Consider the following 21,395-nt stretch of genomic DNA (forward strand, 5'->3'; position numbering starts at 1 on the left):
GGTGTGAACCGGGCAGTGACCATACGTCAGCTCCCTTCACAGGATGACCCCAGTGTGTCACTCCCACCGCGCGGTGACCAGGGCGGGACTCCGGCAGGACGACGCGAGGCCAATCATCCTTTTCGTATGACGACGGTCCGGGGGCCCGAGCGCAGGATGACCTTGACGCGTCACCACGATGCCGCGAGGGAAGGCCGATCGTGAGTGCCGGAACCTTCGAGATCGTGATCAAGGGCACTCTGGGGCCATCGCTCGTGGCAGCACTCGACGGCTTCGCTGTGCGAAAGATCGAGAACGGGATGACGCACCTGGTGGGCCGGGTCCCCGACCAGCCTCGATTGTACGGACTGATTCAACGGCTGAGCGAGCTCACCGTCGAGTTGGTCTCGGTCAACCCGACAACATCCGACTACTCGAACCAGCCGCCGGACGGCGGCATACGGAGGGAAGCTCCCGCATGACTGAACAATCCCGCTCGAATCTGCCGATCCCGCATCGCGCGCACGTGGGCCTCATCACCTACGACGCCAAAGACCCGGATACCCGGTTCGACCCGATCACACCGCTCGCGCCGCCGGAAGGGGCGCCGAATGTCGTGGTGATCATGCTGGACGACGCCGGGTTCGGATCCTCGTCCGTCTTCGGCGGTCCTTGCCACACTCCCACAGCCGAACACCTCGCCGAACAGGGTCTGCGCTTCAACCGCTTTCACACCACCGCTCTCTGCTCGCCATCGCGTCAGGCTCTGCTGACCGGCCGGAACCATCACGCGGTCGGCATGGGCGGCATCACCGAGATCGCCACCTCGGCCCCCGGCTACAGCTCCGTGCGACCGGACAGCGCCGCGCCGCTCGCCGAGACCCTCAACCTCAACGGCTACGCGACTGCGCAGTTCGGCAAGTGCCACGAGGTTCCGGTGTGGGAGACGAGTCCGGCCGGCCCGTACGGGCAGTGGCCGACCGGCAGCGGCTTCGACTATTTCTACGGATTCGTCGGAGCGGAGACCAACCAGTGGTATCCGGCGCTCTACGAGGGGACCTCGCCGGTCGAGCCGCCGAAGACGCCCGAGGAGGGCTATCACCTCACGGAGGATCTGACCGATCACGCCGTCAAGTGGATGCACCAGCAGAAGTCGCTGATGCCCGGCAAGCCGTTCTTCATGTACTTCGCCCCCGGGGCGACGCACGCGCCCCACCATGTCGCCCCGGAGTGGAGCGACAAGTACAAGGGGAAGTTCGATCAGGGCTGGGATGCCGTGCGCGAAGAGACGCTCGCCCGGCAGCTCGAGGCCGGGGTCGTTCCGAAGGGCACCGAGCTCAGCGCCCGGCCTGCCGAGATCATGGCGTGGGACGAGGTCTCGGACGTTCTGAAGCCGATTCTCGCGCGCCAGATGGAACTGTACGCGGGGTTCCTCGAGCACACGGATCACGAGCTGGGCCGCATCGTCGAAGCGCTCGACGACCTCGGGATCCTCGACGAGACGCTCGTCTATCTCATCATCGGCGACAACGGCGCCAGCGCCGAGGGGACGCCGAACGGCACGTTCAACGAGATGATCTCGCTCAACGGGCTGGCGGCGCTCGAGACGGAGGAGTTCATGGCCTCCCGGATCGACGAGTTCGGCGGAGTGCACTCCTACAACCACTTCGCGGTGGGCTGGGCGCATGCGATGGACACTCCGTTCCAGTGGACGAAGCAGGTCGCGTCGCACTTCGGCGGCACCCGCGTCGGGACGATCGTGCACTGGCCCCAGGGGATCACTGCGCGTGGGGAGGTGCGCAGCCAGTTCCACCACCTGATCGACGTCGCGTCGACCGTCCTCGACATCGCCGGGATCCCGGAGCCCACCTTCGTCAACGGCATCCAGCAGATGCCCTACCACGGTGTGTCGATGGCGTACTCGTTCGACGACGCCGAGGCTCCGGAGGCTCGCGAGACGCAGTACTTCGAGGTCGCCTGCAACCGCGGGATCTACCACAAAGGCTGGACGGCGGTCACCCGGCACAGCGTGCCCTGGTTGTTCAACGCAGTGCTTCCGGCGCTCGACGACGACGTCTGGGAACTCTACGACACGACGAACGACTGGTCGCAGGCGCACGACCTCGCGGCCGAGCATCCGGACAAGCTGGCGGAGTTGAAGCGGCTGTGGCTGATCGAGGCGGTGAAGTACAACGTGCTGCCGCTCGACGACCGGCGCATCGAGCGCTTCAACTCCGACATCGCCGGCCGGCCGCAACTGGTGAAGGGTGAGACCCAGTTCATCTACGGCGGCATGACGAGGCTCAGCGAGAACTCGGTTCTCAACCTCAAGAACAAGTCGCACTCGGTGACCGCCGAGATCGTCGTCCCCGACGGGGGCGCCAACGGAGTCGTGGTCTCGCAGGGCGGCGCATTCGCCGGCTGGAGCCTCTACCTCCATGAGGGAGTGCTGAAGTACTGCCACAACCTCGCCGGTCTGCAGCGTTTCTACGCGACCGGAACGGCGCCCGTCCCGGCGGGAACCCACCAGGTGCGGATGGAATTCGCCTACGACGGAGGCGGCCTGGCGAAGGGCGGCACGGCCAGCCTCTTCATCGACGGCATCGACGCCGGGAGCGGGCGGATCGGCGCGACGATCCCACTCCTCTATTCGGCCGACGAGACGCTCGACGTCGGACTCGACACCGGAACGCCCGTCAGCGACGACTACGAAGCCGAAGTGGCCTTCAGCGGCACCGTCAACTGGGTGGAGTTGCAGACCGGCACCGACAGCCAGGACCACCTGGTGACCGCAGAAGAGCGGATGCGCGTTGCGACCGCCCTCCAATGAACGCCTCACCAACCACGAAAGCAGGGATCACATGACCATCGGACCGGCTGAGTACATCGTCGTCGCCTTTCCGGGCACCGAATTCTCGGGAGCCATCGTTCCTGAGCTCAGAGCCCTCGTCGACACCGAGACCATCGCCATCCTCGACCTCATCGTCGTGAGCAAGGCGGCGAACGGCGACGTCAGCTACATCGAAGTCGAGGAGCTCGAGGACTTCTCCGAACTCGACTCGGACGTCGGCGGCCTCATCAGCATGCAGGACATCGAGCACGCGGCCGGACTCCTCGGACCCGAGATGGCGGCTGCGCTGATCGTCTGGATCGACCTCTGGGCGCAACCGTTCGCGGACGCCGTGCGAAATGCGGGCGGGGTCCTCGTCGAAGGGGCGCGCATTCCCCACGAGATCCTCAGCCCGGCCGTGCAGCACCTCGACCCGGCGCGCTGATCCGAACGACCCGTACGACCCGTACGACCCGTACGACCCACACGACCCACACGACCGAAAGAAGAATGAACATGCTGAGAAGACGACCGCTGGCCCGGATGGCGGTGCGCACGACCGTCGTCGCCGGCACCGCCGCAGCGGTGGGCGCGCACGCCGCGAAGAAGAGTGCCGCCGCCGCTCCGCCACCGAGCGAGCCCGAACCGACGGCGACTCCCCAGGACGCCGCGCCACCCGCTCCGTCCGAGCAACCGGCATCGAGTGCGCAGACCATCGAACTGCTCAATCAGCTCGCCGCTCTCAAAGCTTCGGGGGTGCTCACCGACGCCGAGTTCGAGGCGCAGAAGGCGAAGATCCTCGCGTAGGACTCGACTCGTCCGCGCCCGCGGGATTCGCAAAACGCACATGCTGCAGAGCAGTGATTTGCCGCGCCATCGCCCGGCCAGCAGAATCGACGATGCGAGAGCCAGCGACGTACATGCGTCGGGTATGTATCCCCCCGTCGACTGGATCGCCTCCGCATCGCTCCTGCGATGGAGGCACGCCCATTGCCGGCTCATTCGGGTTGAGCCGGCGGCAAGCCGGGGCCGTGGTCATTCGCTGATTCGGCTCCGGCTCCGGCTCCCGCTCTGGGCGGCCGGCCTTCGGCCTCCGGCGACTCGAGGTTCGATCTCGTCGTCTGCGAGATTCGTGCTCTCCGGCGTCGGGTCGTTCGAGACCGGCGCCGATTGGTGCGCACAAGCCCAGCGGCATACCCTGAACATCATCCGGCCCGACGGAAGTGATTGCCGAAGGGAGAACCGTGCGAGAACCGATCTCGAGCCGAGACGACGAGGGTCGACGTCCGCCTCGCTCCAGCCTGCGAGTCGTCGTCGCCGACGATGACACGTTCATCGCTTCTCTCGTGGCTGAGGGGCTGCGCTCTCAGGGATTCGAGGTATCGACGGCATCGACGATCGCCGACGCCTGGAGTCTCGTCGCGCGGTCCGATCCGCATGCGGTCGTCAGCGATCTCAACTTCGGCGCCGGCGCGTCGGGGGCGGCGCTGCTGCAGCGGGTTCACGAAACGTTCCCGTGGATCGGACTGGTCGTCTTGACCTCGCACCTCACTCCGGAACTCGCTGTCGACGACCCGGGCGACCTCCCGCAGGGAACGGTCTATGTCGTGAAGTCCGAGCTGCAGCGGGTGGACATGCTCGCCTCGGCGATCAGGGACGCGATCGCCGGCACAGCGACGCGCAGCAGGCCGGAGCGCGATGTCTCGGATGTGGTCGAACTCACCCGTGCACAGGCGGAGGTGCTCCGGATGCTCGCCGCGGGAGCATCCACGAAGGCGATCGCCGAATCCCGAGGGACCTCCGTACGCGCGGCCGAGACCATGATCGCCCGACTGTACGTGGCGCTCCAGGTGGACACCGATCCCGCCTCGAACCCCCGGATCGCGGCCGCGCAGCTGTGGCAGCGTGGCCGGATCGTGGTGCGCGGGTAGCTTCCTCCCGACGCGATCAGCGCGCGAATCGGGCGAAGACAGTGCGGATGGCGGAGCCGACGCCCTTCTGCCGCTGGGGCGCTGCTGCAGCAGGCGCCGGATCGACGGCGTTCGGCAGGAAACTCACCCGGAGGCACTTCTCGCAGTCGACGAGGTGCTCGTGCACCGCCAGCCCTGTTCCGTAGAACGGGTTTCGACGAACGACTGCGGGTTGGCCGCAGTGCGGGCATCGGGTCTTCATGAGTGGTCTCCTCGAGCGGGTCGACCTATTCTCGCCGTTGCCGGCAGAACGAGCCGCACGCTACGTTCGCTGTGCGAACAGGCGTCGTCACCCGCGTCTCGCGGCATTATTCGCCCTCTATCAGGGGCCATCCCGGTGTCAAAGGAAAGACATAGGATCGACGCATGCCCCGTCCCACGCCCCGACCTCGATGAGTCCCCGCTCGAGCGCGCATGTCGTTCTCGACCTCGGCGAACTCCTGAGTTGGCGATCCGGCCCCGCGTGCGCCGTGTCGGCGGATGGCACGATCGTGGCCTCGAACACGGCCTTCGAGGATTACGTCGGGCACTCGCTCGGCGAGCTCGCAGCGACCCGGTTCGACACGCTCTTCCAGCGCCGGGGACACCCTGAGAGACTCTCTGAGACGGGCCCGTCTCCGTTCGCCGGTCTCGTGCCGGCCGAGTTCAGCGCGTCGCGATCAGGCGTCGCAGGCGGCCCGATCGTCGACGTGGAGACGCGCCCGGTACGCGTCCGGCGCAGCCGATCGCTCGTGACGCTGGTGACCCTGCGGGAGCGGGGGACGCCCGCACACGGCAGTGACAACGACGCGCTCATGCGGATCGCCGCCCAGGTCGCCCGGTTCGCCGGCTGGTATTTCGACATCCCGTCGGAACGGATCGTCTGGGGCGACGGCGTCTACGATCTCCTGAAAATGCACGGAGAGGTGCCGGCAGGATCCGCCGTGCTGGAGATGTTCGAGCCACACGACCGCGCGTCGGTCGTCGCCGCGTTCGAGGCGTGCATGCGTGACGGCGTGCCGATCGACCTGCACGCGCGGATGCGCGATGCCGTCGGGACACTTCTCCACGTTCGCCTCGTCGGCGAGGCGGAGCGTGATTCGACGGGGACCGTCGTCCGGATCAACGGCGCATTCCACGACATCTCCATGGTGGTCTCGCACAAGGCGGAGCAGCGCGCGATGGCCGAGCGGCTGAGGCGCACCCTCGACCAGATGCGGGACGCCATCAGCTTCATCGACCGGGACTGGAAGTTCACCTTCTCGAATCAGTACGCTCTGGAGCTCGCCGGCGTCAGTGACGCCGAGATCCGGCAGCTCACTCTGTGGGACCTGTTCCCCGCAGCCACGGAGTCGGAATTCGGAGCGATCTACCGACGCGCGATGTACGACGGCATCTCCGGCAGTGCGCGCAAGTATGTGGAACCCTGGGCGTGCTGGTTCGACGTGGTCGCGCATCCGACAGCCGAAGGCATCGCGATCATCGTGCGCGATGTGACGGAGGATCAGGAGGCCCGCGTCAAGCTCGACGAGTACACGGCGAAGGTCGCCTCGCAGGCGGCGCTCCTCGATGCGGCCCGCGACGCGATCATGGTTCGCAGTCTCGACGGCGTGATCAGCTATTGGAACAAGGGCGCCGAGTCCATCTACGGCTGGTCTGCGGCCGAGGCGACGGGCCGGAACGTCCGCGAGCTGATCTACGACGACCCGAAGCGTTTCGATGAGGCGACCGAGCTGCTGCGCGACGAGGGGTATTGGACCGGCGAGATCGAGCAGCGTCGCTCCGACGGGAGCGTCGTCATCGCCGATTGCCGGTGGCAGCTCGTTCGCGACGACGACGGCACGCCGGTGGCCGTCTTCGCCGTCACCTCCGACATCACGGACTACAAGCGGGAGCAGGAGCAGCGCCTCCGGGCTCAGCGACTGGAGAGCCTGGGCACCCTGGCCGGCGGCATCGCCCACGACCTCAACAACGTCATGACGCCGATCCTCCTGGCGACCCAGCTCCTTCATCAGGACGAGTCCGACCCGCGACGCCGTGAGCTCATCACCCTCGTGAACGGCGTCGCGAAGCGCGGGGCGAGCATGATCAATCAGGTGCTCTCCTTCGCGCGCGGCTCGAAAGGAAAGCGCGAACATGTCGAGATCCGCCGACTGCTGGACGAGCTCTCCACCGTGTGTCGCGAAACGTTCCCCGACGAGATCGAACTCGATTTCGCGACCTGTCCTCGATCGCTCGCGGTGCAAGGAGACAGCACAGAGCTCTTCCAAGTACTGGTGAACCTGGCCAACAACGCGCGCGATTCCATGCCTCAGGGGGGTCGGCTCTCGGTGTCGGTCCGCGCGGTCGGCAGCGAGGTCGTCGTCGCGGTCACGGACACCGGGTCCGGTATGAGCGAAGAGGTGAGATCCAGGATCTTCGAGCCGTTCTTCACGACGAAGTCGCCCGACATCGGCACCGGGCTCGGGCTGGCGACATCGATCGCGATCGTGAAGTCCCACGGTGGGACGATGAACGTCGTGAGCGCCCCGCAGCGGGGAACCACCGTCGAGCTGGCGTTGCCGGTGGCGGATGCACAGCCGGCGAGTCCCTCTGACGACCACGCACCACGACCAAGCGTCGTCAGCGGACGTGGCCGGCGGGTGCTCGTCGTCGACGATGAGCCGTCCATCCGGGACCTGCTCTCGCAGACGCTCGAACGAGAGGGCTATCGAGTCGAGACCGCGAACTCGTCCGAGGCGGCGCTCGTCCTCGCCGATCCCGGACACGCCGTAGATGTCCTGGTCACCGACGTCGTCATGCCGCTGGTGAGCGGCGAAGAACTCGCCCGGGTCGCCGCCGAGCGACCGCACCCCGTCGCGGTCGTCTTCATGAGCGGCATCGGCCTGAGCGTCGAAGCGCAGGCCGCGCTCGAACGACACAGAGCCCACTTCCTACCCAAGCCCTTCACCTCCACTGCCCTCGTGGAGACGCTCGAGGCTAGCTGGTCGTCAGCGTGTAGCGACCGGATGCACAACCGGTGACTCTCCAGCCGCCGGGCACCGCGGCGGCCTCGACGTTCGTCAGTCCCGTCGAGTGCAGCGTGGGCTCGGCCGTGCCGGGGACCCACACATCGAGGCCGCAACTCTGCTGCTTCGCGGAACCTGCGAGCACGACGGACGGTCCTGCCGAAGCGAGAATCGTCACCACTCCCGGCGACGAGCGCGGATAGGCACGACTCAGGAGCTGAAGGAGATCGTTGCGAGGCTCGCCGTCACCGCCGGTCGCGCAGTCCTGGGTCATGAGCCCGTTTCCTGTGGGTCCGATGCCGTTCTGCGGATCGCCGCACGCCTGCTTCCACACCCAGTAGGCGCTGCCGAGCCGGTTCGCATCCTCCGTCTTCGCATAGCGGGCCAGGCGCGCATCGACGTCTTTCTGGTCGCCCCAGTATCCGTACTCGCCCGACCAGAGCGGCGCGCCGTACTCGTCGGCCACCCGTTGCGCGAGGGCGAACTGGCGCTCCATCCCGACGATCGTGGGGAGGCCCAGCGAGCGGTCCATCGTGATCGACTCTGCGTAGAGGTGAGGGGAGAACACGATGTTCCGATCCCTGGTGAAACCGCGGGTCGGCCCGCTGTCGAATCCCAGCCCCGACCAGAAGATGCTGGGCTCCACGAACACGATCTGCGGGGCGCCGGAATCGCGGATCGCCCCGATCGCACGATCGTAGAAGCGGCCGAGCAGGAAGGACGTGGTGACCGGCGCCGTCTCACCGAAGCCGGGCTCGTTGAGCAGGTCGTAGCCGGCGACGGTCGGCTCGTCGCGGAAGACCGCGGCGAGCTTGCCCCAGGTGTCGACGAGGGCGCTCTGGACCCCGGCGGTGTCGAAATAGAAGTTCTGGAACGCGCGATCTCCGGCAGGCGAGATATCGCGTCCGGTGAACTGGCAGCGCGGCGCTCCATCGGTGATCGTCGCCCAGGTCGGTGCGCCGTCGTAGCCCCACATCGAGTCGGTTCCGGGGCGGCACGCGGTGCCTGCGTCGGTGGCCGCTTTCCACCAGCCGTCCTGGTGCATGTCGAGCACGATGTAGATGCCGTGCTGTTTCGCCCAGCCGACCGCCTCGGTGATCTGGTCCAGGTATGCCGTGTCCAGGCTGCCGCGCCGGGGCTCCAGCGCGGACCACGAGAGGCCGAGCCGTACGACGTTGAAGCCGTGCGCCGCGATGCCGGAGAAGTCGCCTTCGGTCAGCGGCCTGGTCGCCGCCACCCCCGGGCGCGGCTGGTAGAAGTCGAGCAGCTGGTTGACGTTCACCCCGCGCAGCAGAACCTGGTTTCCCGCTCCGTCGCCGATGACGCGGCCGTCGGCGCGTAGGAAGCCCGACGGAATCGTCCGAGACGTGGATGCGGGGGCCGCCGAAGCCGCACCGGCCGGGCCCCACGCGGGCAGCCCGGGTGCCAGGATGACCGCGACGACCGCGACGACAGCGACCGACGCCGTCGCCACCTGTGACACGCGCGTCCAGCGCTTGTCACGGATCCGGTCGGCGACGATCGCGGTCACACCGACGACCCAGCCGACGCACGCGCCGAAGGTGAGTCCGTCTGCGATGGCGATGTAGGCGGCCATCAACGGCCACAGGTCGCCGTTCAGTCCTCCGTCGACCGCGAAGATGACGACCGCTTGCACGAGACCGACCGCGCCGCCTGCGACGAGTGCTGCAAGCCACCCGCCCAGCACCCCGGGAACGCGCGATCGCATCCAGCGCAGGCACAGTGCGGTGGCCACGGCGATGAGCAGCATCGCGACGAGCACGGAGACCGCTCCGCGGTCAGGTCGCGCCGCGGGGACCCCGGGCGCATACACCGCGCCCGTCCACCACAGGCCCGCGACCAACGGCGCCACCGCCGCGAAGATCACGGCCGGCACCCAGAGCGACCCGGATGCGGCCTGCGGTTGCGCGCCGAACCGCGGCCAGAGCGACCCGACGGCGAAGGAGCGCCGTGTCGTCGGGCCGCCGAACCACCGGGCGAACGCCGCGACGATGAGTGCCGCAGGTATCGCCTTCGCGACGACATACCCGGCGGCCCAGGTGGCGACTCCGAGGTTCCAGGTCATGACGAGGCATGCGGAGGCCTGTGCAAGCAGCACGGCCAGCACGACGCCGGCCGTGAGGGTCCAGAATCGACCGCCGGCGCGAAGCGTCACCCACCAGATGACGCCGAGGAGCACCGGGACGAAGACGGCATACGAGGCGAACGGCCACATGCCCGCGGAGACCGACGGCAGCGCCCCCGACCAGCCGACCAGGGCGAGGAGCCCGGTGGGGTCCACGACCGCCTGGATCACCAGCAGGGCGAGCGTGGTGGACAGCGCAACGACGGGACGTCGAACCGATTTCATGACACTCCATCGTGACAAGTTCGTGAGAGACAGCGTGCACAGCATCCGGTATCTCTCACTGCATGTCAAACCAGGCATGTCCTGCGAGGCGCAGCGGACTCAGCCCGCCGGGTGCCGATTGGGCGGGCCGTTCCAGAACCCGCTCGGATTGCGGTTGTCGTAGAGCACCAGCTCGTCGGCCCGCTCGAGTGAATCGCATACCGCCATCAGCACACGTCTCGACGGGTCGAGGTCCCAGCGGACGACGAGGTACTGGTCTTTGCCCCGCTTGTCGACGAACCTGTTGATCACCGCTTTCGGGATCACCGCGTCGTCGCGCATCACGAGCCACGTGTCGTGGTCGAAGCGGATGGGGCGCGGGCGGGTCACGTACACATTCGAACACGTATTCGAATGTGTCTCAAGTACTGTGGGCGGATGAACGGGTGGCAGGAGGCCGTGCGGTCGCGGCTCGGTGAGACCCTGACCATCTTCCTGGGGCTGCTGGCGTCGAGCATCCTGGTGTCGTTGCCCAACCCGGCGGTGTGGATCACCGGTGTGGAACTGATCGCTGCATCGTTGGTGATGGGCACCGCGTTCCTCGTCCTCAACCATCGTGCGAAGCGAGCACCCGACGCCGAACGGCTGGGGACGGTTCTCGATCTCATCAACCCCAGCGCGACGACGGCCGTGCTCGTCGGATTGAGCGGGGTGGCGCTCGTGCTGGGGTTCGAGGTCGGCCTGTTCCTCCTCGCCCTGGCCGCGATCATCGGCTTCGTCGGGGGCGCCATCGGCGCCTGGCTGGTTCTGGTGCGGCCCGGGGAGTGACGCCGAGGCGATGGTGGCGGCCCGGATGCTCAGGCTTCGACGTCAGCCCACCCGGCGATGTCGACACCGTGATTGTCGGGCGACGCGATCGTCCACGATCCCGGCGCGGAGCGGTCGTCGGCGATGCGTCCGCCCGCGGCGACAGCGGCCTGCACGCGCCGCTCGGCCTGGTCCGCCGGCACCGACACGTCGATGTGGGTGCGCCCGCGTGCGGGTCGTGGGGGAGTGAGCTCGTGGAACCACAGGTGCGGCCCGCGCCGGAGGGGGTCGATGAGGTCTTCGTCGCCGAGTCGCCGGTATCCGAAGACGGCCTCCCAGAACGGGCGGGTGTCGACTCCGGCGTCCTGTGCCACGGCGATGCCGACGACCTGGAGCAGACTCGGGTCGGCCTGCAGCCCCATCCCGTGAGCGGCCGCGCTGATCGCGACGGCGAGCTCGGCGTCCTTGCGGCTCAACGCCCCGTCGGGCCGGGTGAACGAACGGATGGTGACGCCTTCGGGGCGCACGTCGACGTCAGGATCGTGGCCGACCGCCGCCGCGGCTTCGGCGATCGCCGCGACGAACTCCGCAGCCTCGGCGAAGGACGCCGTGCGGTAGAAGGCGTGCGCACCCCAGAACAGGACACGCCAGTCCTCGACGCCGGGCGTGGCGTGGAATTCGCCCGGGACGAGCTGCGCCGGCCCGTCGGTGGGGCGAGGGTCCTCGCCCGCGCCGCTCACCACGTCTGCTCCGCCGCCCGGATCAGGATCTCGTTGACGGCGGCGCGCGGCGGGCGCGTCACCATGTAGGAGACCGCATCCGCGATGTCATCGGGGCGCAGGGACTCGATCGAGGACACCTGGCGCTCCGCGGCCTCGCGGATGGGCGCCGCGTTGTGCGTGACGAGCTCCGTGTCGACCGTGCCCGGCTCGATGACGCCCACGCGGACGCGCTGGGTGACCAGCTCCTGGCGAAGGGCCTCCGAGAACGCGTTGACGCCGAACTTCGTCAGGTTGTAGACGCTGCTGCCCGGACGCGCCACGCGGCCGGCCGTCGAGCTGATCGTGACGATGTCGGCGATGCCCCGCGGCGAGTCCTCCGCCGCCCGCACGAGGTGGGGAAGGGCCGCGTGCGTGATCGCGAGGACGCCCGAGACGTTGACCGAGAGCATCCGGTCCCATTCCTCGACGCTGGCCTGCAGGGCGGGGCCGAGGAGCATGATCCCGGCGTTGTTGACGAGGATGTCGAGCCGGCCCATCCGGTCGACCGCCTCGCTGACCGCGGCTTCGGCTGCTGCGGCGTCGCTGACGTCGGCCTCGATGACGACGGCTCGTCCGCCGGCCGCCTCGATCGTCGACGCCAGGTCCGTGAGCCGGTCGCGGCGGCGCGCGACAAGCGCCACCGTCGCCCCCTCGGCGGCCAGCCGGATGGCCGTGGCGGCGCCGATTCCGCTGCTCGCGCCGGTCACCAGCGCGGTGGTGTTCTGCAGAACGTCGGACATGTCTTCCCCGTTTCTCGCGTCGTGCTTCGAATCGGTCGTCACGCCAGGAGTTCGCGCACCCGGGGCACGACCTCGTTTCCGTAGAGGTGGATGTTGGTCAGCAGGGCGTCGTCGGACAGCCCGCCCATAGCGTATTTCAGGTCGAAGCGGTTGGCGCCGACCGTCTTCATGTTCGCGGCGATCTTAGCCGCGACGGTTTCGGGTGAGCCGACGTAGAGCGCGCCATCCGGCCCGATCTCTCTGAGGAACGACGCCTCGGTCGGAACAGCGAACCCACGGGTCTTGCTCGCGCGACGGATCACTTCGAGGTAGTTCGGCCAGAACTCGTCCCGCGCCTGCTCGTCGGTGGCGGCCACGTGTCCCGGCGAGTGCAGCCCGATCGGCTTCGGCGTGTGACCGAACTGTTCGAGCGCCTGGTGGAACAGCTCGGAGTACGGCGCGAACCGGGCGACCGGCCCGCCGATGATCGCGAGCATGAGGGAGAAGCCGTACCGGGCGGCCCGGATGACCGACTCGGGGCTGCCGCCCACGCCGATCCAGGTCGCCAGTTTCGCGTCCAGGTGCGGCACGACATCCTGATCGTGCAGTGCGCTGCGGGTGCGGCCCTCCCAGGTGACGGGTCCGCCTTCGAGGAGCTGGGCGAAGAGGTTCGTCTTCTCCTCGAAGAGGTCCTGGTAGTCGGCGAGGTCGAATCCGAACAGCGGGAACGAGTCGATGCTCGACCCGCGCCCGAGGATGACCTCGGCGCGGCCGTCCGAGATCGCGTTCAGGGTCGAGTAGCGCTGGAACACGCGCACCGGGTCGTCCGAGCTGAGCACGGTGACGGCCGAGCCGAGCCGGATGCGTTCGGTGCGCGCCGCGATGGCTGCGAGCACCACGTCAGCGGCCGACAGCGGCATGTCGGGTGTGTGGTGCTCGCCGATGTTGAAGGTGTCGATGCCGGCCTTCTCCGCCGCGACGCCGTGCTCGACGAGGTTGCGGATGGTCTGCGCGTGCGTGATCGGCCGGCCGTCGGCGTCGGCGGTCACGTCGCCGAACGTGTCGAGCCCGAAGGCGAGGGGGAACGGCCGTTCGGCCGGCATGAGGTCTGTCTCGGTGTTCATTTGTGGGGTCTTCCTGTGGGTGTGGGGATGGTGAATTATCAGGCGACGGCGTCGACGGTCACAGCGCGCTCGAACTCGGGCGCGGTCAGCCGAGCGCCGAACACCGGGCCACCCGGCTCGAACGCGATGCCGTCGCGCAGACTGTCGAGCACGATGGGGTCGTAGCCGATCGAGTCGACCAGCTCGCTGACGATCGCCGCGGCCTGCGGGTCGTCCGACACCACACCGAGGGCGCGCCGGTCGGGGGTCCCGGCCGGGCGGCGCTCCTCCTCCATCTCGTGGTAGCCGATGTGGTTGAAGGTCTTGACGACGGTCGCGCCGGGGAGGGTGCGCTGCACGACCTCGCTGCTGCTGAGCGAGGCGTCCTCGAAGAGGGCCTGCACTCCGTCGGTCGGCGCCCAGTAGTTCATCGTGTCGATGACGATCTTGCCGTCGAGCATCCGGTGGTCGAGGGTCGGGAACCGGTGCAGCGGGATCGCGAGCACCACGATGTCCGCGTCTTCTACGGCGTCTCTCGCCCATTCCGCCTTCGCTCCGGGCATGAGCACCGACGCGATCAGTTCGATCTTCTTCGGGTCTCCGGATGCCGCGACCGCGACCTCGTAGCCGGCGTCGAGCATCGTGCGGGCGAGGGCCGAGCCGACGTGCCCGACGCCGAGGATCGCGACGCGCGGGCGTCCGACAGCCATGCCGGTCATGAGTTGCCTCCCGTGGTGGTGGTGGTGGTGCTGGTGGTGGTGGTGCTGGTGGTCGTGGTGCTGGAAGTGGTGCCGCCGAGCTCGTCGAGGTGCGCCCGGATGCTGCTGAGCACGTCGCCGAGGTTCTCGACCTGTCCGGTGTCCAGCGCATCCGCGAAGTAGTGCTTGACCGCGCGCAGGTGGGGTCCGGATGCTCGCCGCAAAGCGCTGACACCGTCGTCGGTCAGCACGACGAGGGCTCCGCGGTTGTCGCCGGGGCACTCGTCGCGGCGCAGGAGGCCGCGGCGCTCCATGCGTCCCAGGTGGTGGGACAGGCGGCTGCGTTCCCAGTCGATCGCGTCGGCGAGCTCGGACGAGCGGAGCGTCCGTTCCGACGCCTCGGTCAGCGCGAGCAGCACCGAGTAGTCTCCGGTCGACAGCTCCACTTCCTGGAGTTGCGCGGAGAGGAGCCTCCGGAGCTCGGTGGTGGTGTCGAGCAGGGATCGCCAGACCGAGAGTTCTTGCTCCGTCAGCCGCTCGGGCGTCGCGGGCCCGCGCCGTTGAGGATTGACCATGTGGACCTCACATCGTTGACACGTCAATCAAGTAATTGACACGTCAGTAAACCTGGACCGGTGCCGTTTTGTTCCCGCGCCGATCGCCGGCCCGCATCCGGCTCGTCGCTAGGGTGGGCGTTGTGAGCTTCTCGCTGCTGGCGCTGGTGGTGCTCGTCGGGCTCCTCGGGCCGCTGCTGTCCGCCCGGACGTCGTGGCGGGTGCCGGTCGTCGTCGGGGAACTGGCGGGCGGGCTGCTCATCGGCGTCTCCGGGCTGAGGCTCGTGGACCCGACGGTGGACGACTTCCGTCTGCTGGCGAACATCGGGTTCGGCCTGACCATGGTCGTGGTCGGGTCGCAGATTCCGGTGAGGGACCCGGCATTGCGGGCGGCGCTGCCCCGTGCGGTGCTCGGCGCTGCGGCGGTCGGAGTGTGCGCTGCTGTGCTGGGGGTGGTGATCGGGGTGGGATTCGGAACCGGGCACGCGGCTGTCTACGGCGTGATCCTGGCCTCCTCGTCGGCCGCGCTGGTGCTGCCGATGCTCCAGTCCGTCGGGCTCGGGCGGACCTCGGTCACTCAGCTCGTGGCGCAGATCGCCGTCGCGGACATCGTCTGCGTCGTGGCGCTGCCCTTGGTCGTGGCGGCCGGGAGCGCGTTGCCGGCCGCGCTCGGAGCACTCGCGATCGCGGTCGCCGCCGTCGTCCTCGCGATCATCCTCCGCCGTCTGGAGCGGACGGATGCGCGCCAGAAGCTCCACGAGTACTCGGAACGACGTCGCTTCGCCCTGGAACTGCGGTTCAGCCTTCTCGTGCTGTTCGCCTTCGCGGCGATCGCCCAGTTCGCGAACCTGTCGATCCTGATCGCCGGGTTCGCGCTCGGGCTCGTGCTCTCCGCGGTCGGCGAACCCCATCGGCTCGCCCGTCAGCTCTTCGGCATCACCGAAGGCTTCTTCGGCCCGCTCTTCTTCGTGTGGCTCGGCGCCTCCCTCGACCTGCGCGCCTTCGCGGGGCATCCGGCGATGATCCTGCTCGGCGTCGTGCTCGGCGTCGCGGCCGTCGTCGCGCATCTCGCCGCCCGCGCGGCCGGACTGCCCTGGATGCAGGCGGTCGCCTCGGCAGGCCAGCTGGGGGTTCCCGTGGCTGCGGTGACCCTCGGCATCCAGAGCGGCGCTCTTCAGCCGGGTGAGGACGCGGCCCTCCTTCTGGGAGCGCTGATCACCGTCGCCGTCTCCGCGGCGGCGACCGGCTCCCTGGCCCGCCGCGGCGTGATGGCCGCCGGCTCACACTGACCGGCCGCTGCTAGTCCTCGTCCGAATGCCCCAGCTGCTCGGGTTCGCCGGTGGCCTCCAAGATCGCGTCTTCGGTCAGCTCGGCCCGCCGGCGGGGCCCGCTCACCCCGAACAGGTACACGGCGTCGAGCACCCCGAGCGTGTTCGTGACGAGGAGTGCGACGAACCACGGTTTGCTGTCGTCTTTCGCCGCACGCCACAGGGAGACGCCTTTCCAGGCGATGGTCCAGGCGACGGCGGCGATGATCATGCCGCGCGCGGCAGGAGTGGGTCCGTGGTGCTTCGCAGCGGATTGCCAGTGCATGATTGTCCGATCTCTCGTTTTCATTGTCGAAGGTCCCGGCGTCGGCGGATCAGCGGAGCGTCCGGAAGGCGGCACGCAACTCCGACGTGTAGAGGTCGGGTTCCTGCCACGCGGCGAAGTGGTTGCCTCTGTCGACTTCATTGAAGTAGATGAGGTTCGGGTACGCGTTGTCCGTCCAGCTCCGCGGCGCCTGGTAGAGCTCGCGCGGGAACACGGAGACGGCCGCGGGAACCGTGGTGCCTTTGATGTCGAAGAAGCCGAGGGTGTTCTCCCAGTAGAGCCGGCCCGAGGAGATCCCGGTGTTCGTCAGCCAGGTCATCGTGATGTTGTCGAGGACCTCGTCGCGGGTGAGGCTGCCGACGGGGTGGCCGTCGAACGCCTGCACGATGTCTTCGAGGCTGAGCGCGTCGTGGTCGAGCATCCAGGCCGCGAGGGCGACGGGGGAGTCGGCGAGTCCGTACAGCGTCTGGATGCGCGACCCCATCTCGACCGAGTAGCCGAGGCCTGTGGTGTAGAGGACGTTGAGCCGGTCGAACGCGCGCTGCTCGTCGGCCGTGAGGTCGGTGGGCGGCGGGTCGCCGGCGCCGAGCACGTTCGTCGCGAGTGCCTTCGACACCGCGGGCGGAACGGTGCCCGGCATGTTGGAGTGGATGCCGAGCAGCTCCGGTGGCGCCTTCGCGCCCATCACGTCGGTGATCTGGGCGCCCCAGTCGCCGCCCTGCGCCACGAAACGGGAGTATCCGAGGCGGCGCATCAAAGCGATCCAGGCATCGGCGATGTGGAGGGGGTCCCAGCCGGTCGACCTCGGCTTCTCGGAGAACGCGTAGCCCGGCATCGACGGGATCACGACGTCGAACGCGTCCGCCGCGTCGCCGCCGTTCGCCGTCGGGTCCGTGAGTGGGCCGATGACGTTCAGCATCTCGATGATGGAGCCCGGCCAGCCGTGCGTGATGATCAACGGCAACGCATTCTCGTGCGGCGACTTGACGTGGAGGAAGTGGATGTCGAGGCCGTCGAGCTCGGTCAGGAACTGGGGCACGGCGTTCAGCCGCGTCTCGAACCGGCGCATGTCGTAGTCGGAGGCCCAGTAGCGGGCGAGTTCCTGCATCGTCGCCAGCGGCACGCCCTGGGTCAGATCGTCGACCGTCTCCTTCTCGGGCCACCGCGTCGTCTCCAGACGCCGGCGCAGGTCGTCGATGTCGCTCTGGGCGATGTCGACGCGGAACGACCGGATCGACCCGTCGCCCTCTGAGCCCGTGGTCCCTGTCGTCGATGAATCGTGCGTGTTGATGGTCATCGCTGTCCTCCTCCGTTGTTGGGCGCGGCAGCGTGCGGACGTGATGAGCACAATGATCGTCGGTGTTCAGTTCGCCGCCCCACGCATCGGCTTCACCGCAATGACCCACAGATTACGCGCGACCGCGCCGGACCAAAAGAGAGAATTTCTCACGCGTCGTCGCCAGAAGCCGGATGCTCGCGCTGAGCGGCTGCCCACGAGAAAAGCGGCGGCCCCGGGGGTTGATCCGGGGGCTGCCGCTCTGCACCGGCCGGGAGAGGACTCTCGCCGTTTCGCGTCTGCCTATCCGTTTGCGGTTGGTGGTGATCCGACGGTACGCCTATGTGCGTCCGTCGTCCACTAGACGGCCTTGTCGGCATCCGGCCCACCGGCCCCTTCGGCCACCTTTTGACGCCGCCAGCGCGTCAGCGAATGCCCTGGCTGTACGAGCGCTGCTCGTCGCCGTCTGCCGGGGTCCAGGTGATCCGGATGAACCCTCCGGGGTTGTACGGCTCGTCGAGGTAGCGGAATTCGATGCTCTTCCCGTGCGGCAGGCTGCGGACCGGCAGCGGGGGGAGGACGAGCCGGCGCTGGTGGAGGAATCGCGGCGAGCCGATCGACACGTCGGTGGCGTTCTCGAGGGTGTTGTTGGTCGCGGTCCACACCCAGCCGTCGCCGTCGCGGCGGATCCGTGACAGCGTCCACGGCTTGCGGTCGGGCGCCAGCGCCTTCACGAGGCGGACCTGATCTTCGGTCGCGGCGGCGATTCGACGGTGGGAGCCGGCGGAGTCCTCCGCGCTGTCCGCGGATCGGGTGGCCGCCGCGAGTGCCGCTCGCTCGTGCGATTCGGCCTGATCCCGCGCCTCTTGGGCGTCAGCTCGCGCCTTGCGCGCCTCGACGACCTGGAACGCGGCGAAGAGTGCGGCGACGACCGCGACCACCAGCAGAGCGAGGTTGATCCAGTTCGAGGCGTCCACGAAGCGCACTCGTCCTTTCTGAGTTGCCCGCCGCGCAATTAAACTGAGCGTAACTCATCATATCCCCGCGGGAGGGGATCAGGCGGGCGCCGGCGATCTCAGCTCGGCTTCGTCGCGCGCCGGGTCGTCGCTTTGGGTCGCAGCGTGCCGATCCAGTCGTAGCTGAGCGCGAACCACCCGCTGAGCTCGTCCGTCCGCGCCAGCAGGGCCGGCGGGACGACGGCGTACTCCCTCATCACGCGGCCGTACTGCTCGCTCAGGGTCGTTCCGTACCGCCTGAGGAAGTCGGCGAGCGCGACCTTCGGCAGCCGGAGGGCCAGGGTTCCGGAGGGGTCGAGCAGGCTGAACATGTGGCCGTTGAACGAGGTGTACGGCATGGTCGCGCCCTTGAGCTGGACCTCAGGGATCGTCGCGACGAGGGCTTCGAAGAGCGCGAGCGACGTGGCCGGGCCGTGGTAGGTGTCGGGCATGACGGCTCCTTCCGTCGAGGAACACCTCCAATTCTCCCGCTCGAAGGGCGCCTGGCGTAGCATGGCGGCCAACGCAAGAAGGAACGACCCAGGACGAGCAACGACCACACCCGAGGAGGTCGTCGTGTGAGTGGCACTCCGTTCGGCCCCCTGAAGCGGATCGACGCCGGTCTGCTCAACGTCGCCTACGCCGACGTCGGCCCTGCTGACGGTCCGCCCGTCCTGCTCCTGCACGGCTGGCCGTACGACATCCACAGCTTCGTCGAGGTGGCCCCGTTGCTCGTCGAGCGCGGCTACCGGGCGATCATCCCGTATCTGCGTGGTTTCGGGACGACGCGCTTCCGCTCCGAAGACACCCTCCGGAACGGCCAGCAGTCGGTCGTCGCGGTCGACGCCGTCGCGCTCCTGGACGCCCTCGGAATCGAACAGGCACTGATCGCCGGCTTCGACTGGGGAGCGCGCACGGCCGACATCGTCGCGGCGCTCTGGCCGGAGCGGTGCCGCGCGCTCGTCTCGGTGAGCGGCTACCTGATCGGCAGTCAGTGGGTCGGAGCGCAGCCTCTGCCACCGCCGGCCGAGCTCCAGTGGTGGTACCAGTACTACTTCGCCACCGAACGCGGCCGGGTCGGCTACGGCAGATACCGCCACGAGTTCGCCAAGCTCATCTGGCACACGGCGTCGCCGCGCTGGGAGTTCGACGACGCTGTCTTCGAAGCGAGCGCGAGCGCGCTCGACAACCCGGATCATGTGGCCATCGTGATCCACAACTACCGGTGGCGTCTGGGCCTGGCCGACGGCGAGAGCGAGTACGACGAGCTGGAGGCGCAGCTCGCCGAGGGTCCGGCCATCACCGTCCCCACGATCACGCTCGAAGGGGACGCGAACGGAGCATTCCATCCGGACCCCAGCGTCTACGCCACGAAGTTCACCGGTCCGTACGCGCATCGGACGCTCGAGGGAGGCATCGGGCACAACATCCCCCAGGAGGCTCCGGATGCCTTCGCCACGGCCATCGTCGACGTCGGCGGTTGGTGAGAGAGGAGTCCCCATGACCAGGCTGCCCGCCTTCTCCGGCGCGACCGGCTGGCTCAACTCGCGGCCGCTGATGGCCGAGGACCTGCACGGCAAAGTGGTGCTCGCGGACTTCTGCACGTACACCTGCATCAACTGGCTTCGCACACTTCCGTACGTTCGCGCGTGGGCCGAGAAGTACGCCGGTCAGGGGCTGGTCGTGATCGGCGTCCACACTCCCGAGTTCCCGTTCGAGCACGAGATCGACCGGGTGCGTCAGGCGCTGAGGGAGATGCGGGTCGACTATCCGGTCGCCCTCGACAACGACTACGCGGTCTGGGAGGCCTTCGACAACCACTACTGGCCGGCCGTCTACATCGCGGACGCAGGCGGGCGCATCCGGCACCACCACTTCGGCGAGGGCGGCTACGAGGAGTGCGAACAGGTCATCAAGAAGCTGCTGCGCGAGGCCGGCGCCGGGGGCATCGACGACGAGCTGGTCTCAGCGGTGCCCGACGGGTTCGAGGCCCAGGCGGACTGGAACACGCTGGGGTCGCCCGAGACGTACCTCGGCTACACGCAGGGCCGGAACTTCGCGGGCGACAGCCGCGCGGCGTTCGACGAGCCCCACACCTATGCGGCGCCTGAGTTCCTGGAGCTCAACAACTGGGCGCTCTCTGGGGAGTGGACGATCGAGAGCGGGGCCACCGTCTCGAACGCCGCGGGCGGGCGGCTCTCGTTCCGCTTCCACGGACGCGACGTCAATCTGGTGCTGGCGCCGCCGGCGGGTGGGGCCCCCGTGCGATTCCGGGTGACCATCGACGGGGAAGCGCCGGGGGATGCCCACGGGGTCGACGCCGACGAGCGCGGCGACGGCGCCATCGTCGAATCCCGGATGTACCAACTGGTCCGCCAGCCCGGGCCGATCGCCGACCGGACCTTCGAGATCACCTTCCTCGATCCCGGCGCCCACGGCTACGTCTTCACCTTCGGCTGAGCTCCGCCTAGCGATCCGGTGAGGATCCGGACTAGCGTCGGGCCATGAACGAGAACCCGACGTACACGGCGGTGCTCCTGCGGTCGCCCGGAGGGACAACAGGCGAAGAAGTGCCGTTCGTGCCCTTCGGCGCGAACGGACTCCCGCAGCGGACCTACGGTCAGACGACCATCCTGGCGAACGGCAATCAGCTCGAGGAGACGTTCGAGCTGGAGGGCCCCGAGGAGGCCGGGGCTACGCACTACTCCTACCGCCGGGTCACCTTCGAGGAGATCGGCTCGGAGGAGACCGAGTTCTAGCGCCCGCGGCCGGT

At 68.3% G+C, this 21,395-nt stretch carries 23 protein-coding genes; 11 read left to right on the plus strand and 12 right to left on the minus strand.

Annotated features, from left to right (window positions below):
- Positions 1-200: 200 nt before the first annotated feature.
- The 5 genes from ACFVV5_RS09790 (at position 201) to ACFVV5_RS09810 (ending at position 4,740) form a co-directional block, all read left to right on the plus strand.
- Positions 201-461 carry a hypothetical protein gene (locus ACFVV5_RS09790; RefSeq protein ID WP_387242650.1) on the plus strand — a complete coding sequence of 87 codons (261 nt, stop codon included), beginning with the start codon at positions 201-203 and terminating at the stop codon, positions 459-461.
- Entirely contained in the window at positions 458-2,809 is a 2,352-nt protein-coding gene (locus tag ACFVV5_RS09795; RefSeq protein WP_387242653.1) for an arylsulfatase, read from the plus strand. The genes ACFVV5_RS09790 and ACFVV5_RS09795 overlap by 4 nt, the downstream gene beginning before the upstream one ends.
- A 31-nt stretch (positions 2,810-2,840) precedes the next feature.
- Complete coding sequence (locus ACFVV5_RS09800; protein ID WP_387242656.1) at positions 2,841-3,254, plus strand: DUF6325 family protein; 414 nt, start codon at positions 2,841-2,843, stop codon at positions 3,252-3,254.
- A 71-nt stretch (positions 3,255-3,325) separates the two neighbouring features.
- Positions 3,326-3,616: an SHOCT domain-containing protein gene (locus ACFVV5_RS09805; protein WP_387242658.1), complete on the plus strand. Its 291-nt coding sequence runs from the start codon at positions 3,326-3,328 to the stop codon at positions 3,614-3,616.
- Positions 3,617-4,053: 437 nt separating this feature from the next.
- Positions 4,054-4,740: a response regulator gene (locus tag ACFVV5_RS09810; RefSeq protein WP_387242661.1), complete on the plus strand. Its 687-nt coding sequence runs from the start codon at positions 4,054-4,056 to the stop codon at positions 4,738-4,740.
- A gap of 16 nt (positions 4,741-4,756) precedes the next feature.
- Here ACFVV5_RS09810 and ACFVV5_RS09815 read toward each other — a convergent pair whose 3' ends face one another.
- Positions 4,757-4,981 (minus strand): hypothetical protein, encoded by a 225-nt coding sequence (locus tag ACFVV5_RS09815; protein WP_387242664.1) that lies wholly within the window; start codon positions 4,979-4,981, stop codon positions 4,757-4,759.
- 289 nt (positions 4,982-5,270) lie between these two features.
- Here ACFVV5_RS09815 and ACFVV5_RS09820 point away from each other — a divergent pair, with 289 nt between their 5' ends.
- Positions 5,271-7,781: a PAS domain S-box protein gene (locus ACFVV5_RS09820; protein ID WP_387242667.1), complete on the plus strand. Its 2,511-nt coding sequence runs from the start codon at positions 5,271-5,273 to the stop codon at positions 7,779-7,781.
- On the opposite strand, the gene ACFVV5_RS09825 is transcribed toward ACFVV5_RS09820, so the two are convergent.
- Together ACFVV5_RS09825 and ACFVV5_RS09830 are read right to left on the minus strand one after the other, a co-directional pair.
- Positions 7,738-10,137, minus strand: a complete 2,400-nt coding sequence (locus ACFVV5_RS09825) for a cellulase family glycosylhydrolase (RefSeq protein WP_387242670.1) — start codon at positions 10,135-10,137, stop codon at positions 7,738-7,740. The two genes, ACFVV5_RS09820 and ACFVV5_RS09825, sit on opposite strands and share 44 nt — an antisense overlap.
- 99 nt (positions 10,138-10,236) lie before the next feature.
- Positions 10,237-10,506, minus strand: coding sequence for a hypothetical protein (locus ACFVV5_RS09830; RefSeq protein WP_387242673.1), 270 nt, complete (start codon positions 10,504-10,506; stop codon positions 10,237-10,239).
- 48 nt (positions 10,507-10,554) lie between these two features.
- Here ACFVV5_RS09830 and ACFVV5_RS09835 point away from each other — a divergent pair, with 48 nt between their 5' ends.
- Positions 10,555-10,944, plus strand: coding sequence for a hypothetical protein (locus ACFVV5_RS09835; protein WP_387242676.1), 390 nt, complete (start codon positions 10,555-10,557; stop codon positions 10,942-10,944).
- Between the two features lie 29 nt (positions 10,945-10,973).
- On the opposite strand, the gene ACFVV5_RS09840 is transcribed toward ACFVV5_RS09835, so the two are convergent.
- From ACFVV5_RS09840 to ACFVV5_RS09860, 5 genes are read right to left on the minus strand one after another with little or no spacing between them, the layout of a single operon-like run.
- The gene (locus ACFVV5_RS09840) at positions 10,974-11,663 is read right to left on the minus strand and encodes a VOC family protein (protein ID WP_387242679.1); all 690 of its coding nucleotides are present in this window, start codon (positions 11,661-11,663) and stop codon (positions 10,974-10,976) included.
- Positions 11,660-12,424 (minus strand): SDR family NAD(P)-dependent oxidoreductase, encoded by a 765-nt coding sequence (locus tag ACFVV5_RS09845; RefSeq protein WP_387242682.1) that lies wholly within the window; start codon positions 12,422-12,424, stop codon positions 11,660-11,662. Before ACFVV5_RS09845 ends, ACFVV5_RS09840 begins: the two co-directional genes overlap by 4 nt.
- Before the next feature lie 38 nt (positions 12,425-12,462).
- Complete coding sequence (locus tag ACFVV5_RS09850; RefSeq protein WP_387242685.1) at positions 12,463-13,527, minus strand: LLM class flavin-dependent oxidoreductase; 1,065 nt, start codon at positions 13,525-13,527, stop codon at positions 12,463-12,465.
- A 38-nt stretch (positions 13,528-13,565) separates the two neighbouring features.
- On the minus strand, positions 13,566-14,225 hold the full coding sequence (locus tag ACFVV5_RS09855; RefSeq protein ID WP_387242688.1) for an NADPH-dependent F420 reductase: 660 nt from the start codon (positions 14,223-14,225) through the stop codon (positions 13,566-13,568).
- Positions 14,222-14,779, minus strand: a complete 558-nt coding sequence (locus ACFVV5_RS09860) for a MarR family winged helix-turn-helix transcriptional regulator (protein ID WP_387242691.1) — start codon at positions 14,777-14,779, stop codon at positions 14,222-14,224. The genes ACFVV5_RS09855 and ACFVV5_RS09860 overlap by 4 nt, the downstream gene beginning before the upstream one ends.
- 122 nt (positions 14,780-14,901) lie before the next feature.
- Between ACFVV5_RS09860 and ACFVV5_RS09865 the strand changes: the two genes are divergently transcribed.
- Positions 14,902-16,047: a cation:proton antiporter gene (locus ACFVV5_RS09865; protein ID WP_387242694.1), complete on the plus strand. Its 1,146-nt coding sequence runs from the start codon at positions 14,902-14,904 to the stop codon at positions 16,045-16,047.
- Positions 16,048-16,057: 10 nt separating this feature from the next.
- Here the strand turns inward: ACFVV5_RS09865 and ACFVV5_RS09870 are convergent, their stop codons facing one another.
- The 4 genes from ACFVV5_RS09870 to ACFVV5_RS09885 all read right to left on the minus strand — a co-directional run bounded on the left by ACFVV5_RS09870 (position 16,058) and on the right by ACFVV5_RS09885 (position 19,074).
- Positions 16,058-16,351, minus strand: a complete 294-nt coding sequence (locus ACFVV5_RS09870; RefSeq protein ID WP_387242697.1) for a DUF5652 family protein — start codon at positions 16,349-16,351, stop codon at positions 16,058-16,060.
- A 49-nt stretch (positions 16,352-16,400) separates the two neighbouring features.
- Complete coding sequence (locus ACFVV5_RS09875) at positions 16,401-17,648, minus strand: epoxide hydrolase family protein (RefSeq protein ID WP_387242700.1); 1,248 nt, start codon at positions 17,646-17,648, stop codon at positions 16,401-16,403.
- A gap of 404 nt (positions 17,649-18,052) precedes the next feature.
- Complete coding sequence (locus ACFVV5_RS09880; RefSeq protein ID WP_387242703.1) at positions 18,053-18,604, minus strand: hypothetical protein; 552 nt, start codon at positions 18,602-18,604, stop codon at positions 18,053-18,055.
- A 98-nt stretch (positions 18,605-18,702) separates the two neighbouring features.
- A complete protein-coding gene (locus ACFVV5_RS09885; RefSeq protein ID WP_387242706.1) occupies positions 18,703-19,074 on the minus strand; it encodes a hypothetical protein in 372 nt (123 codons plus the stop codon).
- Positions 19,075-19,200: 126 nt separating this feature from the next.
- Between ACFVV5_RS09885 and ACFVV5_RS09890 the strand changes: the two genes are divergently transcribed.
- From ACFVV5_RS09890 to ACFVV5_RS09900, 3 genes are read left to right on the plus strand one after another with little or no spacing between them, the layout of a single operon-like run.
- Positions 19,201-20,109, plus strand: a complete 909-nt coding sequence (locus ACFVV5_RS09890; protein WP_387242709.1) for an alpha/beta fold hydrolase — start codon at positions 19,201-19,203, stop codon at positions 20,107-20,109.
- A 13-nt stretch (positions 20,110-20,122) separates the two neighbouring features.
- The gene (locus tag ACFVV5_RS09895; protein WP_387242712.1) at positions 20,123-21,082 is read left to right on the plus strand and encodes a redoxin domain-containing protein; all 960 of its coding nucleotides are present in this window, start codon (positions 20,123-20,125) and stop codon (positions 21,080-21,082) included.
- Positions 21,083-21,126: 44 nt separating this feature from the next.
- Positions 21,127-21,381 (plus strand): hypothetical protein, encoded by a 255-nt coding sequence (locus ACFVV5_RS09900; protein ID WP_387242715.1) that lies wholly within the window; start codon positions 21,127-21,129, stop codon positions 21,379-21,381.
- The last annotated feature ends 14 nt before the right edge of the window (positions 21,382-21,395 follow it).

It is taken from the genome of Leifsonia sp. NPDC058248 (assembly GCF_042881905.1).
Lineage (GTDB): Bacteria > Actinomycetota > Actinomycetes > Actinomycetales > Microbacteriaceae > Leifsonia.